The organism is Pseudonocardia thermophila, assembly GCF_900142365.1.
GTDB classification, from domain to species: domain Bacteria; phylum Actinomycetota; class Actinomycetes; order Mycobacteriales; family Pseudonocardiaceae; genus Pseudonocardia; species Pseudonocardia thermophila.
Genome location: NZ_FRAP01000020.1, coordinates 81668 through 99263 on the forward strand (window position 1 = coordinate 81668; position 17596 = coordinate 99263).

Here is a 17596-nt window from a genome sequence, read left to right on the forward strand (position 1 = left end):
CCGAGACACGACGAACGGCCCTTTCGTGAGCACCTCTCCTCACGACGGGGCCGTTCGTTGCGTTCAGGACCGTGCGCTCACGCGGCCTTGGCCTCCTGCTGGGTCGGTTCCAGCGCCAGCTCCAGCACCTCGGCGACGTCGGACACCGGGTGGATCCGCAGCTCGCTGCGGATGTTCTCCGGCAGATCGTCCAGGTCGGGCTCGTTGCGCTTCGGGATGATCACGTCGGTGAGCCCGGCCCGGTGCGCGGCCAAGAGCTTCTGCTTGACTCCCCCGATCGGGAGCACCTTGCCCTGCAGCGTGACCTCACCCGTCATGCCGACCGACGACTTCACGGGCCGACCGCTGGCCAGCGACGCGAGCGCGGTCGTCATCGTGATGCCGGCGCTCGGCCCGTCCTTCGGCACCGCGCCCGCGGGCACGTGGACGTGCACCCGGCGCTTGGCCAGGTCCCCGGCCAGCCCGCGCGAGCGCAGGTAGGACATCGCGATCGACACCGACTCGGTCATGACCTCGCCGAGCTGCCCGGTGACGGTCAGACCCGGCTCGCCGTCGTCCATCGCGGTGGCCTCGATGAACAGGACGTCGCCACCGGCGCCGGTGACGGCCAGGCCGGTCGCCACGCCGGGCACCGACGTGCGCTCCGCCGACTCGGGCGTGAACTTCGGCCGGCCGAGGTAGGTGACCAGCGCGTCCGCGTCGACGTGGATCGGCGTCTGCGCGCCCTCGTCGATCTGGACGACGACCTTGCGCAGCACCTTGGCCAGGCCCCGCTCCAGCTGGCGCACCCCCGCCTCGCGGGTGTACTCGGCGGCGATCATGCCGAGCGCGACGTCGGTGAACTCCACGTCGGACGGCTCCAAGCCGGCCTTCTCGATCTGGCGCGGCAGCAGGTGATCGCGCGCGATGGCGATCTTCTCCTGCTCGGTGTAGCCGTCGAGCGTCACGACCTCCATCCGGTCCAGCAGCGGGCCCGGGATCGTGTCGATCGAGTTGGCGGTAGCCAGGAACAGCACGTCGGACAGGTCCAGGTCGACCTCGAGGTAGTGGTCGCGGAACGTGTGGTTCTGCGCCGGGTCGAGCACCTCGAGCAGCGCCGCCGTGGGGTCGCCGCGGAAGTCGCTGCCGACCTTGTCGATCTCGTCGAGCAGCACGACGGGGTTCATCGAGCCGGCCTCGCGGATCGCCCGGACGATGCGGCCGGGCAGCGCCCCGACGTACGTGCGCCGGTGACCGCGGATCTCGGCCTCGTCCCGCACGCCGCCGAGGGCGACGCGCACGAACTTGCGGCCCAGCGCGCGGGCCACCGACTCGCCCAGCGAGGTCTTGCCGACACCGGGCGGGCCGACCAGCGACAGCACGGCGCCCGAGCCGCGGCCGCCGACCTTGCCCTTGCCGGCCCGCTCCCGCCGCGCCTTGACGGCCAGGAACTCGATCAGCCGGTCCTTGACGTCGTCGAGCCCGGCGTGGTCGGCGTCGAGGATCGCGCGGGCGGCCTCCAGGTCGTGGGAGTCCTCGGTGACCGTGTTCCACGGCATGTCGAGGACGGTGTCCAGCCAGGTGCGGATCCAGCCCGCCTCGGGGCTCTGGTCGGAGGCCCGCTCCAGCTTGCCGACCTCGACGAGCGCAGCCTTGCGGACGTGCTCTGGCAGGTCGGCCTCCTCGACCCGCTTGCGGTAGTCCTCGGCCCCGTCGGGGTCGTCCTCCCCCAGCTCCTTGCGGATGGCGGCCAGCTGCTGGCGCAGCAGGAACTCGCGCTGGGCCTTCTCCATGCCCTCGCGGACCTCGTTGGAGATCTTCTCGGAGACCTCCTGCTCGGCGATGTGCGCCTTGTTCCACTCGATCAGCAGCTCCAGCCGCCTCGCCACGTCGGTCTCGGTGAGCAGCTGGATCTTGTGGTCGAGGTCGAGCCAGGACGCCCAGCCCGCGGTGTCGGCCAGCTGTCCCGGATCGGTGATCTGCTGGACGGAGTCGATCACCTGCCAGGCCCCGCGCTGCTGCAGGATGCCGACGACGAGCTGCTTGTACTCCTTCGCCAGCTCCTGGGTGCGCCCGGTGGCGGGCGGGTCGACCACCTCGGTGGCCTCGACCCAGAGCGCGGTGCCCGGGCCGGGGACGCCGGTGCCGATCCGTGCGCGGCGCTCGCCGCGCACGACGGCGGCCTTGTCCCCGTTGGGGAGCCGGCCGACCTGCTCGATGACGGCGATCGTGCCGACGGCGGTGTACTTGCCGTCCGGGCGCGGAACCGCCAGGACCTTGCGCTCGGTGCGGCGGTCGACGCTGTCGACGCTGAGCGCGGCGTCGACCGCGGCCTGGATCTCCGGCTCGTCGAGCCGGACGGGAACCACCATGCCGGGCAGCACCACCGAATCGGCGAGCGGGAGCACCGGCAGGTGCAGCGTCTCGTTCATGTCCGCTGCAACGCTGTAAGCGCCCGACCGATTCCCGTTCAGCCACGAGCGAACGCAAGAACCTTGAGCGAGATCGGCTCAGTGCTGAGAGTCAGAACCCTCGGAAGACGGTGCGCAGGCGATCGAGGACCGCACCGCCCGTCGCCCCGGCGGGGGTGTGCGCGGGATCGAGCCGGCCGTAGATCAGCCGCACGAACGCCTCCGCCGGCAGCACCGCGTCGGCCGCACCGGACCCGGCCCCCGCCGGGCCCAGCGACACCGAGTCGGTGATGCCGATCGTGAACCGGCGCTCCGGGTCGGTGGTCGCGACGACGACCTCGGGCACCCCGTCGACCGGCACGCCGGAGAACGAAGCCACCAGGCCCAGGTCGTCGACGAGCTGCTCGACGGCGGCGGGCTCGACGATCGCGGCCGGATCGACGACGACCGCGACGTCCCAGGTGTGCAGCGCCAGCTCACCGAGGCGCATCCGCACCATCGTCGGCCCGTCGACCTGCATCGGACCGAGCCGGAACTCCAGGCCCGGGACGCGGTCCGCGTCGACGCCCGCCCAGGCCTCGGTCAGCTTGGCGTTCGCCGCGACGGCATCGACGGCCCGGCTCTGCGGGTCCTTCGCGTTCCACTCGTCCCAGACGGCGCTGAAGGCCGACCGGTCCGGCGGCGGCTCCCCGGACAGCGCGGCGTCCAGGGCCATCAGCCCGATGACCGCGCCCGACCCGATGTGGGACAGCGTGTCCGAGACGGTCCACTCGCTCGGGTACGCGGGGCCGGTGAGCTGGTCGGGGGTGAGGGTCGGCACGAGAGCGGCCAGCGCGTCGTGAGAGCGACGCATGGCCGCGGCAGCGGGATGGATCGCCATTCCCGCACAAACGCTGCAGGACGGGCAGTGCTTCCCGGGTGCACTGCGCCGAGGACGACGACGTCCGCGACGAGTCCTCGGTCGACGACGAACGGCTCCCGGCCCTTGCCCCGTCAGCGGCCGCTAGCCGGGCGGCACGCGACCCTCCAGCCGCACGAGCACCCGGAGATGGGCCGGAGCGTCGGACCCGTTGACGTGCGTCACCGTCAGGCGCAGCTCCGCGTACGCCGCGCGGTGCGCACGAAGCCCACCATGAGACCGGGGACCCAGCCGACCGGTCGCCCGCCGGCGCAGACCTCAACGGCCGGGTGCTGCCACGCGGCGGACGTCGAGGCTGCCGAGGCGCCGCCATGATCACGGGGTGCGGCCCGATCATCATCGGAGCCTACGTGCACACCCCGACGAAGCCCGGTCAGCGGGCGAGGCCCTCCACGACCTCCACCCCGGGCAGCCGGGCGACCACCGAGCCGGGCAGAGCCAGCTTGGACCCCCGGATGCCGCTGCCGATGACGACCTCGGGCGAGGCGACGACCGCGGCGTCGACGAGGATCGGCCAGCCCTCGGGCAGGCCGATCGGGGTGATGCCGCCGTACTCCATGCCGGTGTGCTCGCAGGCGTCCTCCATCGGCGCGAACGACGCCTTGCGCACATCGAGGTACGTGCGGACGAAGCCGTTGACGTCCGCGCGCGTGGTGGCGAGCACCAAGCACGCGGCGTAGCGGATCTCGCCGCTGCGCTTGCCGGAGACGACGACGCAGTTCGCCGAGCCCTCCAGCGGCGACGAGTAGGCCTCGCAGAACGCGGCCGTGTCGGCGAGGGCGGGATCGATCTCAGCCACGCCGATCTGGGCGGCGTCGGCGGGATCGAGCGCTTTGAGGGCGGCGGCGACGGGCGCGCCGAGCAGATCGGGACGGGTCAGCGCGGGCTCAGCCGACAGCGTGCCGAGCACGGACCAGCGGGACGTGCTCACCAGCGCTGGCCACCCCCCTGGACCTTGATGAGGGCCGGCCGCACGTCGACGATGTAGACCAGCACCGCGACGAGCGCGGCGATCCAGAACATCAGACCGCTGCTGCGCGGGCCCTCGAAGAGGATGAGCACGGCGAGGCTGGCGCCCGTGATGCCCAGCCACGCCGGCTTGGTCAGCTTGTCCGCGGCGGTGAAGGCATCGGCGCGCTGCAGCAACGCGTGCACGAAGGCGTAGCCGCCCACCGGGATGGCAAGCAGCCAGATGCCGAAGAGGATCCAGCTGTCGAGACGGTAGAGCCAGCTCACCAGCCCAGACTACGGGGCGGGACGCGCTCGCACACCCCCGGTACCGCGCGAACCACACGACAGCGCCCCCGAGGCACGGGAGCCCTCGGGGGCGCTGCGTCACGCCGCGGGATCAGGCGGTCACTCGGTGGTGGTCCGGCGGGTGCGGGCCGACGGCGCCTTGGCCTGCGACTTCGGCGCGGTGCGGTTGGCGGCCCGGCGAGTGGTGCTGCGGGTCTCCTTCGCGACCTCGGCGCCGGCCTCGGTCACCTCGGCAGCCGCCTCGGCACCGGCCTCGGCGACGGTCTCGGAGACCTCCTCGGTGGTCTTCGAGATGGTGGTGGCGGCCTGTCCGGTGAAGCGCTGGGCGGCCTGGGCGACCTTCTCGCCGGTGGACCGGGTCTGCGCGCTCACCGTGGACAGCGCCTTCTCGGCGGCCTCACGGGCGTCCTCGACGAACGCGTCGACGCGCGCGTCGAGCTGCTCGGTGGCCTGCTCGATGGTCTCGAGCGCCTGCTTGACCTGCGGCTGCTCGCGGAGCCGGACGAGGGCCTGCTCGCCGCGGGCGGCGAAGTCGACGTAGGACTTGCTCGCCTGCTTGCGCAGCTCCTCGACGCTCTTGCGCAGCTCCTCGGCCGAGAGCTTCTGCGGCAGCTCGGCGAAGCGGATCTGCACGTCGGTCAGGCCCTTCTGGGCCTGACCGGCCTGCTCGGTGGCGCGGGCCCGGGCGAGCGCGACGGCCTTCGTCACGGCGGCGACAGCGGCGTCGGCGGCGCCGAGCACGGCCAGCGCCGGCGTACGGACGAGCTCGGCGCGCTCGGCGGCGGCCTTGCGGGCGGACTCGCGGACCTTGCGGACGTCCTCCGCAGTGGGCAGCGAAACGGCCATGGTGATCACTCCTCAGTGGTGGGCTCGTGGCGGGTGGAGGTGGACGCGACACCTGATCCGTCCGCGCCGTTCTCGCGGCGGAAGGACCGGTAGATGTCGAGGAGCACCTGCTTCTGGCGCTCGGTGAGCGTCGAGTCGGCGAGGACGGCGTCGGCGACGGCGCTCGCCGGCTTCTCCTCGAGGATCCCGGCCTTGACGTACAGGGCCTCCGCGGAGATCCGCAGCCCCTTGGCGATCTGCTGCAGGATCTCGGCCGACGGCTTGCGCAGCCCCCGCTCGATCTGGCTCAGGTAGGGGTTGCTGACGCCGGCGGCGCGGGCGAGCTCGCGGAGCGAGACCTGCGCGTGCTCCCGCTGTGCGCGGATGAAGGCGCCGATGTCGCGCCCGATGTCCCGGCCGATGTCGCCGACGACTTGTCCGGCCTGCTCGACCACCTGGCCCATCTGCTCGACGGTCTTCTCGACCGGGCGGGCCGCCTTGGCAGCCGCTTCCGACACCTTGTCCGACTCCGGCAACTGCTCACCTCCGTCCTCGATGACCTCCACGGTAGCTACCTGCGCTAACTCTTGCAAGCACTCTGCTTGCGCAGGTAGGTGGCCTTGCGCACAGAACGGAACCGTTGTGGGAGGTTTGGGACCGTGAGATCGGGTGACGCGGGACCCACTGCCCAGCCGGCGATCGCGGGTGCTGTCGCCGCGGGCGGCGTGATCGGCGCACTGGCCCGCTACGGCGCGGGCGTCGCACTCCCCACCGCAGCGGGCGCGTTCCCGCTGACGACGTTCGCGGTCAACGTCGTGGGCTGTGCACTGATGGGCGCGCTCGTCGCGGCACTCGCCCGCACACCGGGCGCGCATCCACTGCTGCGGCCGTTCCTCGGCACCGGCGTGCTCGGCGGCTTCACCACGTTCTCCGCGTTCGCCGTGGAGACGGTCGAGCTGCTGTCCGGCCCGCCGCTGCAGGTTGCGCTGGGCCTGCTCTACGCGGCGGGCACGGTGGTCTGCGCGGTCGGAGCGGCCGCACTCGGCGCCCTGCTGGTGCGGCCGTGACCGCGCTGTGGGTGGCGCTGGGCGCGGCCGTCGGGGCGCCCGCCCGCTATCTGCTGGACCGGTACGTCCAGGCACGCCACGGCGGCGCGTTCCCGCGCGGGATCCTCGTCGTGAACGTGCTGGGTTCGTTCGTGCTGGGCGTGGTCGCCGGAGCTGCGGCACCGCCCGTCGTCGCCGCACTGGTCGGCACCGGGTTCTGCGGGGCGTTCACCACCTGGTCGACCCTCGCCCAGGACACCGTGGCGCTCGCGCGCGGCGGCGACCGCCGCGCGGCTCTCCTCAACGCGCTCGGGACATTGTCGGCCGGGTCGGTCGCGGCCGCCCTGGGCCTCGTGGCCGGGATGGCGGTCGGGAGATGAAGCGCTGCACTCGTTCAGCCTAGTCGGCCCCACCGACGGTCCCGGCGGGGTACTCCTTGCGGAGGGCCGGCTACACCGGAGGTGATCATCGCGTCTATCTTCCGGGTGATCAGCCGCCGAACGCGAGCTGGCCGACCGTGTAGATCACCAGACCCGCCAGGGACCCGACGACGGTCCCGTTGATCCGGATGAACTGCAGGTCGCGGCCCACCTGCAGCTCGATCTTGCGACTGGTCTCCTGCGCGTCCCAGCGCGCCACCGTGTCGGTGATCAGCGTGGTGATCTCGGAGCGGTAGTGGCGCACGACGTACCCCGCGGCGTCGACCAGCCACCCGTCCAGCTTCGCCCGCAGCTCCGCGTCGGTGGCGAGGCGATCGCCGAACCGCAGCAACCCGTCGCAGACCCGGGTGCGCAGCGCGCTCGACGGATCGGCCGCGGCATCGAGGATGATCGTCTTGACCGTTCCCCACGCCTGCCCGATGAAGTTCTGCACGTTCGGGTGAGCGATGATCTGCTGCTTGATCCGCTCGGCCCGGGCGATCGTGTCCTCGTCCTTCTGCAGATCGGCGGCGAACTCGGCGAGGAACCGGTCGACCGCCTTGCGCATCGGGTGCTCGGGATCGGTCTTGACCGCCCAGGCGAAGTTCTGGATCTCGACGAACACCTTGTCGGCGACGAGTTCGTCGACGAACCGCGGCGACCACGCGGGCGCCCGCTCGGTCACCACGCGCAGCACCAGGTCGTGGTTGGCGCTGACCCAGTCGTAGGCGCGGTCGCAGACCAGGTCGACGAGCCGGTGGTGTGCGCCGTCGGCGAGCACGCCCTCCAGGATCGTGCCCAGCGGCGGGCCGATCGGCCGCTCGACGAGCTTGCGCACCAGGACCTGCTCGATGACCTCCTGCACGTCGTCGTCGCGCAGGACGGTGACCACGCCCTTGGCGATGTTGGCCAGCTCGGCGGTGACCCGCTCCGCGTTGGCCTCCTGCCGCAGCCACTCCCCGACCCGGGCGGAGGCCTGCACCGAGGCCAGCTTGTCGCGCACGACGTCCTCAGCGAGGAAGTTCTCCCCCACGAAGTCGCCCAAGCTGTTGCCGAGCACGTCCTTCTTCGTCGGGATGATCGCCGTGTGCGGGATCGGGAGGCCCAGCGGGCGGCGGAACAGGGCGGTGACCGCGAACCAGTCGGCGAGCGCACCCACCATGCCGGCCTCGGCCATCGCCCGGACGTACCCGGCGAACGCCGGGCCGCCGTTGACCTCCCACCAGCGGAAGCCCAAGAAGATCAGGGTGGCGACGACCAGCAGCCCGGTGGCCAGCCGCTTCATCCGCCGCAGATCGGCGGCCTTCGCGGCGGCGTCCATGCGGCCGACGCCCAACCCCACCGCGACGGCCGGACGTGCCCGGGGCCGCTCGGGCGCGGCCGCCGGTGCGGGCTGCGGATTCTGCACGCACCAATACTGCCCGGAACCGGCCGGGCGTGGCGGGCGGACGTCGCCGGACCGTTGCTGTGACCGGACCGTGGCTATGGCCGGAGCCGGCGGCTGCATGCCTGCCGGCCCCGGCCAAGGTCCGTGGTGCGGCTGCGCGGCGAGCGGGTAGGCCGGGGAACCCTCTGCTCGGGCGCCGCACCACCGGCGCACCCCGGGCTCCGGCGCGACCGGATGCGGTCGCGGGCAGCGGAGCGGGAGTCCGGGAGCGCCGGCAGCGTGCGGTCGCTAGGACCGCGGACCGACGGGGATCATGCCTGCGGGTCGCTGGGCACCCGGGCTCATGATCATCTTGTCGGTGCGCTCGCGCGCGGCGTGGACGGCAGCGCGCAGGAGCGGCTCGGCGTCGGGCAGCTCGTAGCCGCACAGCGCCGGGGCCACCCGCCAGTGCACCCACCCGTCGGGGACGGTCGAGGGCGGCATGAGCACCTGCTCACCACCGCTGCGGAGGACGACGCCGGGCTCGCCGGCCAGCTCGGCGGGCAGCGTCGCGCCGGAGCGGACCGGGTAGAACCACACCCCGGTCGGCGTGGCGGCCACCGGGACGACGCGCTTCGCGGCCCGCAGGTGGGCGCAGATCCCGCGCCCCAGCGTCGCCGGTACCTCGAGGATGTCGAGCACGGTGCCCGTCACGACGGACACGGTCGCGCCGCCGATCCCCGCGCCCGGCTCCACCACCGGCCATCCGTGGTCGCTGTACTCCCGCGCTGCCGCGCGCAGCTCCGCGCCGTACACCGCGCGGTAGCTGTCCCAGCCCGACATCTGCTCAACTCCGTCTCGAAGACGTTCCCTGCACTGCTGTGAGGTGCAACACGAATATGCCGCGACGGATGCGGCCGTGGGGCGCCCGGGCGGCGACCGTCAGACGGCCGGAGACGAATGGAGCGCGACGATCATCGGAACGCTCGCCCTCCGTTCGGCGTCCGGTGATCGGCCGAGCGGAGTGCGACGGGCGGCTACTCCGATCGATGACGACGACCGGTCGTCGAACGTGATCTTCGACAAGCGGCGGGGGCGGTAGGAAGGAAGGATGCTGCTCGTGACCGGCGGGACGGGGTACCTCGGCAGCGTCGTCGTCACCCTGCTCGCCGACGAGGGCCGGGCGGTGCGGGTGCTGGCGCGCGACCCAGAGCGGGCCAGGGCGATGCTGCCGCCCGGCGTCGAGGTCGTGGCGGGGGATCTCTTCGATCCCGACGCGCTGGCCCGCGCGACCGCGGGCTGCTCGGCGGTGCTGCATCTGGCGGCGACGGTGGGCGGCACGCCGGAGGAGATCCGCACGGCCAACGTCGAGGGCACGCACCGGGTCCTCACCGCGGCACGGGCGGCCGGTGTGACGCGGTTCGTCCACACGAGCACCGGTGCCGCGATCATGGACGCGACCGGGTCGGTGGCCGAGGAGCCGGCGGCCCCGCCCGCGCTGACCGACCCCTACTCGGCGAGCAAGGTCGCCGCCGAGGAGCTGGTGCTCGCCGCGGAGGACGTCGAGGCGGTCGTGGTGAGCCCGGCCGGCGTGTACGGCCCCAGCCCGCGCGGCCCGCAGTCCTACACCGGGCTGTTCCTGGCCGCGGCCGCGGGCGAGGTGCCGGCCGTGGTCGACGCCCCGATGGGCTGGGTGCTCGCCGAGGACGCCGCGCGCGGCCATCTGCTGGCCCTGGACCGCGGCGAGCCGGGGCGCCGCTACGTGCTCTGCGGGGAGGTGGCTCGGGTGGGCGCGGTGCTGCACGCGTTCGCCGACGCCGTGGGCGGCCGGCGGGTCGCGCTGCTGCCGCCCGGATCGTCCCTGGGACCGGACGCGCCGACGTTCGCGGCCCGCACCGAGGTCTACGGCCGGTTCCCACCCCTGCGCGTGGCCGACGCGGGGGCACGCCGGCTCGGGTTCGCCCCGCGCGGCGTCGCCGATGGTGTGCGGCTCACCGCCGCCTGGTGCGCGGATCGGTCCGGCCCCACAACACGGCGGAGCCGGTGATCCCGCGAGGGACCACCGGCTCCGCGTCGTGCTGGAGTGTCCTGCTGAAGTTGTGCGATCAGCGCGAGCTGATCAGAGAGCGCGGACGAAGTCGGCCTGGGGACCCTTGGCGCCCTGGCTCGCCTCGAACTCGACGCGCTGGTTCTCCTCGAGCGTGCGGAAGCCGTCGCTCTGGATCGCCGAGTAGTGGACGAAGACGTCCGGACCGTTGTCGTCGGTGGCGATGAAGCCGAAGCCCTTCTCGGCGTTGAACCACTTGACGGTGCCCTGCGGCATGCGTGTTTCTCCTACGTGAATCCGACCCTGCCGACTGCGTGCCGGCCGGGGGTTGCACGGGTTCACGGGTCGAACGCAGGGAGTCCTCGAACGCCCGCGAAGCCCACCGTCACTCTCCACGGACGCTTCACAACGATCGAGGAAAACTCGGTACTGCAACCGTGGATGAACCTACCACGGTCCCGGCCTCGCGCGCTGCACCAGGAGGTCGGCGATCCCGGTGGCGCGTGAGACGCGTGTGACGACTGCGACGAATCGTGACGATCGGACGCCGTTCGGCACACGGAAGGTCACGACGCGACACGGACGGGTACGAATCCGCGCACGCCATGCCGTCGGGTGATCGGTTGCGCCGATGGCTCAGACCCGGTCGGGTGAGTCACACGACCGCCGGGTGAGCGGACCGCGCGCGCCACCCAGCCGTGCGTCCTCCGAACCGGCGACGCCGTCCATGATCGCCACCAGCGGTCACGAAATCGTCCTCACCAGCGCCTTTGCGGTGATCTTCGCGCCCTGGTCTCCCCCGCCGGACGGGTCGCATGATCTCCCCCGCGCAACACCGTCCGAGCACACAGGGAGGCTCCGATGCGGGGTCGCAGACTGACTCTCTCCATCGCCGCGGTGTCGACGGGGGCCTTGATCACCGTCGCGTCGGCGACGACCGCACATGCTCAGGAACCACTGCCGCCGCTCCCGGTGCCGGCCCCGGAGGTGCCCGCCGCCGCTTCGGACCTTCCCGTCGGCCCGGTCGCCGGTCTGCTGACCGGTCTCCTCAGCACGGTCGACTCGCTGCTCCCGGGCTTGCTGCCCAACCTGCTGCCCATCTCGCTGCCGGGAACGACCGGCGCGGCCCCGGCCGCAGGCCTGCCGGCGCTCCCCCAGGCACCGCAGGCCACGGCCGTCCAGCAGGTCGCGCCGCCGATCCCCGTTCCCGATCCCACCGTCCCCGACGTCGGGGCGGCCCTCCCGGCCACCCCGGCGCTCCCCGCCGCACCCGAGCTGCCGGCCACCCCGGCGCTGCCGACCGTTCCGGAGCTGCCCGCTCCCGCGGCCGCTGACCCGAGCGCCCCGGCTCCGGCCCCGGCTGCGCTGCCCGCGCCGCAGCTGCCGGCGCTGCCCGCCCCCGCGCTCCCGGCCGACGCGCCGGCGCTCCCCACCGTGCCGGTGCCGTGCCCGACGGAGCTGCCCGACCCGACTGCAGCCAGCGACCCAGCCAGCGACCCGGCGGCCGTCACCTCAGCCGTCCCGGCCGACTGCCTGCCCGCGGTGCCGTCCGTCCCGTCAGGGCCCTCCGTGCCGTCGGTACCCGAGCTGCCGGCGGTGGGTGCGCCGACCGAGCTGCCGCCCGTCGGCTCCCTCCCCGCACCGGTTACGGACGTGCCCACCCCGGGTGTGACCGTGACGGTGCCCCCGAGCGGCGGCACGGCCTGACCTCCCGACCCGCGCTGACCGGGGTCCACGCTAAGGGGCCCCGGTCAGCCCGTTCTCCAGTGCCCGGAAGGCCTCGTCGAGCAGGCTCCGCAGCTCCGCCCCCTCGACCCGCAGCCACCGCTCGTACGCCGCGAGCGCCGCACCCAGGCTGGCGTGCCCGATCGTCTGCGGCAGCAACGCGTCCGACGGCAGGCCGAGCCGGTCGGCCGCGTAGTCGGCCACGACCTGCCGCCACGCCTCGTACCGCAGCGTCGAGTGCGCCTGCAGCGCAGGCGTGTTGAGGATCAGCTGCATCCGCTGCCGGTGCCACGGCAGCTCGGCGGGCTCCACCTCGTTGAAGTCCAGCACCGCCTCCCGGATCCCCGTCATCACCGGGACATCGGGCGGCAGCGCCGCGAACACCGACCGCATGCGGCCGAGCTGCTCGTCGAACGCACCCCACGGGATGTCGTTCTTGGAGGCGTAGTAGCGGAAGACGGTGCGCCGCCCGATGCCGGCGGCCGCCGCGATGTCGTCGACCGTGGTGGTCTCGAACCCGTTGCGGGTGAACAGGTCCAGCGCGACGTGCTCGATCTCCGACCGGGATGTGACGGGACGCCGGCCCGCCCGGCGCTGGCCGGGCACCCGTTCTATGGAAGTAGCCGACATGCCCCTCTCCCGCGGATACGCCGATTCTGACATGCCGCGGCGGGCCCACCGACGGGTCAGCCGCCCGGGGCGCCGATCCGCACGCAGTTGCGGCCGGTGTTCTTCGCCTCGTACATGGCCGCGTCGGCGGTCTCCAGGAGCTGGACGAGATCGGGTCCGTCCGGCGGCCGGACCGCGCCGCCGATGGACACGGTGAAGTTGGCGATGCACTCGGTGGTGCCGTCCGGGCCCTTGATGTCCACCGCGAGCTCGGCCACCCGGCGGCGGATGCGCTCGGCCACGGCCTCGGCGTGCCGGCGGTCGTCGGCGACGTCGACGTCGCGCAGCAGCACCACGAACTCCTCGCCGCCGAACCGGCCCACGACGTCCTCGTCACGCACCTCGGCGCGAACCGCGTCCGCGACCGCGGCGAGCACGGTGTCGCCGACGAGGTGCCCGTGCCGATCGTTGATCTGCTTGAAGTGGTCCAGGTCGAGCACCAGCACGGCGACCTGCTGGTTGGCGCGCTCGGCGCGGCGCAGCTCGTGCCCGGCGCGCTCGTGCCAGGCCGCGGCGTTGAGCAGGCCGGTCTTCGCGTCGAGGTTCGCCTTCTCCTCGAGCTGCCGCACGAGCACCGTGCGGTGCAGCATCACCAGCGGCGGCAGCACGAGCACGGCGTAGCCGAGCCCGAGCGACACCATCGCCCCGCCGACGAGTGCCCCCATCGAGAGGGACGCGAACTCCAGCACGCACTCGTTGTCGCCGCGCAGCAGCCGCAGGAACGTGGCGAGGTCGTGCTGCTCACCGATGAGCAGCACGACGAGGGTGACCAGCACCATGTTCACCGCGGCGTAGGCGAGCACGGCCAGCGCGACCAGCACGAGCCCGAGCCCGCTCGTGTACGGGTTGGGGCCGGCCACACCCATGATCGCCGACGCCGTCTGGACGGCGAGGACGATCGTGGAGACGGTGTAGATCACCTGGTGGGCCCGCACCCCGGCCGGCCGGTCGACGCGCAGGTAGATGTGCGCGTAGAGGATCGCGACGACCGCGGCCGCCGCGATGCCCGGCAGCAGCGCGGCGGCGGCGAACGTCCACACCGAGCTGAGATCGATGTGCGGGGCGGTCTCCCGCCGGTGCCGCACGCGCTCGACGCCGCGGGACACCTCGGTGCTGATCACGCCGGCCAGCACGAGGACGGCCATCCGCGTGAGCCAGTTCTCCGGCATCGCCGAGATGCAGCGCTCCGCGGTCGCGAACACCGTGACGACGGTGACCAGCTCGACGGGCAGCACCACCCACAGGACCCGGCGCGGAAGCGACCACAGCGCCCAGCCCGCTATCCCGATCGGGCGACGCCGCTGGCGTCGCAGCACCACGGAACCGGTCAAGAGCACCCTCCGCCCCCACGCGAGCCCCCCATCTGGGCGATCGTATCGGCGCCGACCACCCGTCGACAGGACCCGCGGCGGCGGTCGGTGAAGCGACGATCACTGTAGGGCAGCGGTGAGTGATCACGAACTGCGTTCGTCCACACCCGACGCGGACGAGCCGTGACGAGCATCCGACGCACCGTGCACGTCTCCAGCACGCCCGGGGACCGATGAGTTCTGCGCGTCGTGACCGTCTGTTGATGTGAGATGACTCACGAAGGGTGGTCGGCGATGCGGAAACTCCTCTTCGGCATGAACGTGAGCCTGGACGGCTACGTCGCCGCGCCGGGCGACGACATCAGCTGGAGCACGCCGAGCAGCGATCTGTTCCGGTGGTGGCTCGACCAGGAGCGAGCGACCGAGCTGACGCTGTACGGGCGCAGGCTGTGGGAGACGATGAGCGCCTACTGGCCGACCGGGGACGAGCAGCCCGGCGCCACGCCGGACGAGATCGCGTTCGCGCGGCACTGGCGGGACACCCCGAAGATCGTGTTCTCGGCCACCCTCGGCGGCGCGCTCGGCTGGAACGCGCGCGCCGTCTCCGGTGACCCGGTCGCCGAGATCACCCAGCTCAAGAGCGGGAACGGCGGCCCGATGAGCATCGGCGGCGCGACGCTCGCCGCAGCGGCCGTGCGGGCCGGGCTCGTCGACGAGTTCACCCTCGCCGTCCACCCGGTCGTCGTCGGCGGCGGCGCCCCGTTCTTCCCCGCGCTCGGCGCGCGGGTACCGCTGGAGCTGCGCGAGACCCGGACGTTCCCCGGAGGAGTGGTGCTGTTGCAGTACACGATCGCAGGTTGATGCCGGTCAGAGCTCGGCGGGCAGGCCCAACCACGGCGTGTCGGCGGCGGCGAACCCGGTGAGCTCGGCGATCTTGCCGCCCACGACGTGCAGGACCGCGATGTTCCACAGCCGGTGCGACGGGTGGCCGGGAGAGCGCAGGTACAGCGCGGCGGTCGGCATGAGGTTGACGGTCGTCGGGACGCCCCGCAGATCGCAGTAGCGGCTGAAGAGGCCACCGGCGACCCAACCGGCCACCGCGTCCTTGGCCGACGTGACCACCGTGCCGGGCTCGGGCAGCATCGTGAAGCGCAGGTCCGCGCGCAGCAGGGAGGCGAGCCCGTCGAGGTCGTTGCGCTCGTGCGCTTCGATGTACGACCGCAGGACCGCTCGCTCCACCTCGGACAGCTCGTGGGTGGTGGGGGTGTGCCAGTCGGAGCGCCTGCCGGGCAGGTGCGCCCGCAGCGTCACACGGGCCCGCTGCACCGCGCTGGTCACCGAGGCGACGGTCAGCCCCAGCGCGCTCGCCGTCGTGGCCGCGGGCCAGCCCAGGACGTCGCGCAGGATGAACGCGGCCCGCTGACGCGGCGGCAGGTGCTGGACGGCGGCGACGAACGCCAGCTCCATCGTCTCCCGGGCGACCACCGAGTCCGCCGGGTCCGCCGGCAGCATCCGGTCCGGGAAGGGCTGCAGGTGCGGGACCTCGAAGATCGCGCCGCCCGGCTCGGCCGGGGTGGGCGTGCGCTCGGCCTTCTCCTCCAGGAAGTCCAGGCAGGCGTTCGTCGCGATCCGGTGCAGCCAGGTGCGCAGCGCCGCGTTGCCCCGGAACGAGCCCCGCTTGTGCCACGCCCGCAGGAACGTCTCCTGGGTGAGGTCCTGGGCGTCGTCGTAGTTCGCGACCAGCCGGTAGCAGTGGACCATCAGGTCCCGGCGGTAGCGCTCGGTGAGGGCCGCGAACCGTGTGGCATCGGCCGAGCGGACGGCCGCGAGGAACGCGGGCTCGTCGGCGCTCGTCCGCCTGACGTCGGCCATGGCCGTCGATCCTCCCACCGGTTGCTCGGGGCTGCCGGATCGGGCGGCGAGCGCAGGACTCCGACCGGTGCGGCTGCGGACGAGCCCGCACGGATCAACGCCCGCCGTGCGGAGCATCACATGATGCCGACTTCAGCAGCCGCCGACCATCAACCGGTGAGGTGGAGCTGATCGACTGGTGGCCAGGGGCGGGGTCGAACCGCCGACCTACCGCTTTTCAGGCGGTCGCTCGTACCAACTGAGCTACCTGGCCCCGCCCGGGGAACCGGGAGGTGGAGCGACCCAGACGGGACTCGAACCCGCGACCTTCGCCGTGACAGGGCGACGCGCTAACCAACTGCGCCACTGGGCCTTGCAGTACTGCACCGAAGCGTACTCCGTACCCCCAACGGGATTCGAACCCGCGTTACCGCCTTGAAAGGGCGGCGTCCTAGGCCACTAGACGATGGGGGCGTGGCCCGCCGGAGCGAACCCGACCCCCCAACGGCTGTCCCGTTGGGTGCCGCTCAAGCATAGGACAACGCCGCAACGGCCCCTGCAACCGGGGTCCCCTATGGCGCCGTTCCGAGCCGACGCTGCAGGTCAGCGCCCTGGATCCGCACCGGCGACCAGTACTTGCCGACGATCATCGCAGGACCGGCGGCGGCAGGTCCGGATTGGTCGAGATCAACCCCAGCATGTCGAGGAGCCGGCGCAGGTCCTCGGCATCGGACGAGTTGCGCGCGACCACCAGCCGCGCCCGGTCGAGCTGCTCGTCGGTGACCCGGTACGCGTCCGCAGCCGTGCGCTGCGCGGGGATCCCGCCGCCCGATCCGGTGACGCGCTCCTCACCGATCTCTCGCCGGATGCTCCCGATACCGCCCATCGACGCCTCCCCGACCAGTCGTCTCACCGCCGCCCCCCGGCGGCCGTGACCGAGACGTTACATTTCGCGGAGCGTCGTCGCACCCCTCTTTGGTGGGTCGCGGAACGCCGCGTACGTCACCCTCCGCGCACACCGGGCGAGCCCCACCCCCGGGCGCAGCCCCCGGCCGGCGCAGGTGGAGAGTATGCGCTGGCAAGCACACCGTCGTCGCACGTCAGGAGGGTCGCCGTGGCCGTCGAGGCACCGTTCCGCACCGAGGTGGTCGTCTCCGGGCTGACCTGCCAGCACTGCGTGATGTCGATCACCGAGGAGCTCGAGGAGATCACCGGGGTCGGGTCGGTCGACGTGGCGCTCAACGACCGCCCGGAGGGGAGCACGGTCACGATCCGGTCTACCCGCGAGCTGGATCCGGCCGAGATCGCGGCCGCCGTCGCGGTGGCCGGCTACGCGGTCGTGAGCTGACGCACATGCCGCAGCCCCGCGAGCCGCACCGGCGCGCCCGCCACCGCTCACCCGAACCCGCGCGACGCTCCCGCCGGAAGGCGAGCGAGCCGGAGCCCGGCCCGTTCGACGAGGCGCCGCCCGATCCCGAGCTGGACTCCTACCTGGCGGCGCTCGCGCCGACGACCACGCCGGACGACACCCGGTTCGGCACTGCCCAGGTGTTCACCCTGCGGCTGCCCGAGCTGCGCATGGAGCAGCTGCGCCGGCTCGCGCAGGAGCGCGGGGTCAGCCCGAGCGCACTGGCCGTCGACTGGGTGATCGAGCGACTCGACCAGGAGGACACCGCCACCGGGCCGCTCCCGCCGGTCCTCGACGACGGCGAGCCCGCCCCGCAGGAGCGCCGGCGCGGGCTGCGCCGCTTCGGCTGGCGCTGAGCCGTGCC

General features: G+C 72.8%; 20 protein-coding genes and 3 tRNA genes. 7 read left to right on the top strand and 16 right to left on the bottom strand.

The annotated features are described in order from the left end of the window. Window positions 1-77: 77 nt before the first annotated feature. From lon to BUE41_RS23420, 6 genes are all read right to left on the bottom strand, one after another. Complete coding sequence (gene lon / locus BUE41_RS23395) at window positions 78-2411, bottom strand: endopeptidase La (protein ID WP_073459466.1); 2334 nt, start codon at window positions 2409-2411, stop codon at window positions 78-80. Between the two features lie 91 nt (window positions 2412-2502). Further along, a complete protein-coding gene (locus BUE41_RS23400; protein ID WP_073459467.1) occupies window positions 2503-3270 on the bottom strand; it encodes a maleylpyruvate isomerase family mycothiol-dependent enzyme in 768 nt (255 codons plus the stop codon). 412 nt (window positions 3271-3682) lie between these two features. Further along, window positions 3683-4240 (bottom strand): YbaK/EbsC family protein, encoded by a 558-nt coding sequence (locus BUE41_RS23405; protein WP_073459468.1) that lies wholly within the window; start codon window positions 4238-4240, stop codon window positions 3683-3685. Then, window positions 4237-4545, bottom strand: coding sequence for a DUF2516 family protein (locus BUE41_RS23410; RefSeq protein ID WP_073459469.1), 309 nt, complete (start codon window positions 4543-4545; stop codon window positions 4237-4239). Before BUE41_RS23410 ends, BUE41_RS23405 begins: the two co-directional genes overlap by 4 nt. 120 nt (window positions 4546-4665) lie before the next feature. Next, on the bottom strand, window positions 4666-5412 hold the full coding sequence (locus BUE41_RS23415; protein WP_073459521.1) for a hypothetical protein: 747 nt from the start codon (window positions 5410-5412) through the stop codon (window positions 4666-4668). 5 nt (window positions 5413-5417) lie between these two features. Continuing rightward, the gene (locus BUE41_RS23420) at window positions 5418-5855 is read right to left on the bottom strand and encodes a helix-turn-helix domain-containing protein (protein ID WP_073459522.1); all 438 of its coding nucleotides are present in this window, start codon (window positions 5853-5855) and stop codon (window positions 5418-5420) included. 195 nt (window positions 5856-6050) lie between these two features. Here BUE41_RS23420 and BUE41_RS23425 point away from each other — a divergent pair, with 195 nt between their 5' ends. Both BUE41_RS23425 and crcB read left to right on the top strand, forming a co-directional pair. After that, complete coding sequence (locus tag BUE41_RS23425) at window positions 6051-6458, top strand: fluoride efflux transporter FluC (RefSeq protein WP_073459470.1); 408 nt, start codon at window positions 6051-6053, stop codon at window positions 6456-6458. Next, on the top strand, window positions 6455-6817 hold the full coding sequence (gene crcB, locus BUE41_RS23430) for a fluoride efflux transporter CrcB (protein WP_073459471.1): 363 nt from the start codon (window positions 6455-6457) through the stop codon (window positions 6815-6817). Before BUE41_RS23425 ends, crcB begins: the two co-directional genes overlap by 4 nt. Before the next feature lie 109 nt (window positions 6818-6926). Here crcB and BUE41_RS23435 read toward each other — a convergent pair whose 3' ends face one another. Both BUE41_RS23435 and BUE41_RS23440 read right to left on the bottom strand, forming a co-directional pair. Further along, window positions 6927-8177, bottom strand: a complete 1251-nt coding sequence (locus BUE41_RS23435; protein ID WP_073459472.1) for a DUF445 domain-containing protein — start codon at window positions 8175-8177, stop codon at window positions 6927-6929. Window positions 8178-8531: 354 nt separating this feature from the next. Continuing rightward, window positions 8532-9065 (bottom strand): bifunctional DNA primase/polymerase, encoded by a 534-nt coding sequence (locus tag BUE41_RS23440; RefSeq protein WP_073459473.1) that lies wholly within the window; start codon window positions 9063-9065, stop codon window positions 8532-8534. Window positions 9066-9333: 268 nt separating this feature from the next. Here BUE41_RS23440 and BUE41_RS23445 point away from each other — a divergent pair, with 268 nt between their 5' ends. Further along, window positions 9334-10269, top strand: coding sequence for an NAD-dependent epimerase/dehydratase family protein (locus tag BUE41_RS23445; RefSeq protein ID WP_073459474.1), 936 nt, complete (start codon window positions 9334-9336; stop codon window positions 10267-10269). A gap of 72 nt (window positions 10270-10341) precedes the next feature. On the opposite strand, the gene BUE41_RS23450 is transcribed toward BUE41_RS23445, so the two are convergent. Then, entirely contained in the window at window positions 10342-10545 is a 204-nt protein-coding gene (locus tag BUE41_RS23450; RefSeq protein WP_073459475.1) for a cold-shock protein, read from the bottom strand. Window positions 10546-11130: 585 nt separating this feature from the next. Between BUE41_RS23450 and BUE41_RS23455 the strand changes: the two genes are divergently transcribed. Next, window positions 11131-11976 (top strand): hypothetical protein, encoded by an 846-nt coding sequence (locus BUE41_RS23455; RefSeq protein ID WP_143172311.1) that lies wholly within the window; start codon window positions 11131-11133, stop codon window positions 11974-11976. A gap of 30 nt (window positions 11977-12006) precedes the next feature. On the opposite strand, the gene mftR is transcribed toward BUE41_RS23455, so the two are convergent. Together mftR and BUE41_RS23465 are read right to left on the bottom strand one after the other, a co-directional pair. Next, on the bottom strand, window positions 12007-12624 hold the full coding sequence (mftR, locus tag BUE41_RS23460; protein WP_073459477.1) for a mycofactocin system transcriptional regulator: 618 nt from the start codon (window positions 12622-12624) through the stop codon (window positions 12007-12009). A gap of 56 nt (window positions 12625-12680) precedes the next feature. After that, a complete protein-coding gene (locus BUE41_RS23465; RefSeq protein WP_143172312.1) occupies window positions 12681-13994 on the bottom strand; it encodes a GGDEF domain-containing protein in 1314 nt (437 codons plus the stop codon). Between the two features lie 273 nt (window positions 13995-14267). On the opposite strand from BUE41_RS23465, the gene BUE41_RS23470 reads away from it, so the two are divergent. Further along, on the top strand, window positions 14268-14834 hold the full coding sequence (locus BUE41_RS23470; RefSeq protein WP_073459478.1) for a dihydrofolate reductase family protein: 567 nt from the start codon (window positions 14268-14270) through the stop codon (window positions 14832-14834). A gap of 6 nt (window positions 14835-14840) precedes the next feature. Here BUE41_RS23470 and BUE41_RS23475 read toward each other — a convergent pair whose 3' ends face one another. From BUE41_RS23475 to BUE41_RS23495, 5 genes are all read right to left on the bottom strand, one after another. Beyond that, a complete protein-coding gene (locus tag BUE41_RS23475) occupies window positions 14841-15845 on the bottom strand; it encodes an RNA polymerase subunit sigma-70 (RefSeq protein WP_073459479.1) in 1005 nt (334 codons plus the stop codon). Between the two features lie 176 nt (window positions 15846-16021). After that, window positions 16022-16098 (bottom strand) — tRNA-Phe (locus tag BUE41_RS23480). 25 nt (window positions 16099-16123) lie between these two features. Continuing rightward, window positions 16124-16197, bottom strand: a tRNA-Asp gene (locus BUE41_RS23485). A gap of 28 nt (window positions 16198-16225) precedes the next feature. Beyond that, window positions 16226-16298: transfer RNA gene (locus BUE41_RS23490), tRNA-Glu, on the bottom strand. Window positions 16299-16470: 172 nt separating this feature from the next. Beyond that, window positions 16471-16737: a hypothetical protein gene (locus BUE41_RS23495; RefSeq protein WP_143172313.1), complete on the bottom strand. Its 267-nt coding sequence runs from the start codon at window positions 16735-16737 to the stop codon at window positions 16471-16473. Between the two features lie 201 nt (window positions 16738-16938). Here BUE41_RS23495 and BUE41_RS23500 point away from each other — a divergent pair, with 201 nt between their 5' ends. Both BUE41_RS23500 and BUE41_RS23505 read left to right on the top strand, forming a co-directional pair. Continuing rightward, a complete protein-coding gene (locus tag BUE41_RS23500; protein ID WP_073459481.1) occupies window positions 16939-17172 on the top strand; it encodes a heavy-metal-associated domain-containing protein in 234 nt (77 codons plus the stop codon). A 5-nt stretch (window positions 17173-17177) separates the two neighbouring features. Continuing rightward, complete coding sequence (locus BUE41_RS23505) at window positions 17178-17588, top strand: hypothetical protein (protein WP_073459482.1); 411 nt, start codon at window positions 17178-17180, stop codon at window positions 17586-17588. Window positions 17589-17596 lie beyond the last annotated feature (8 nt).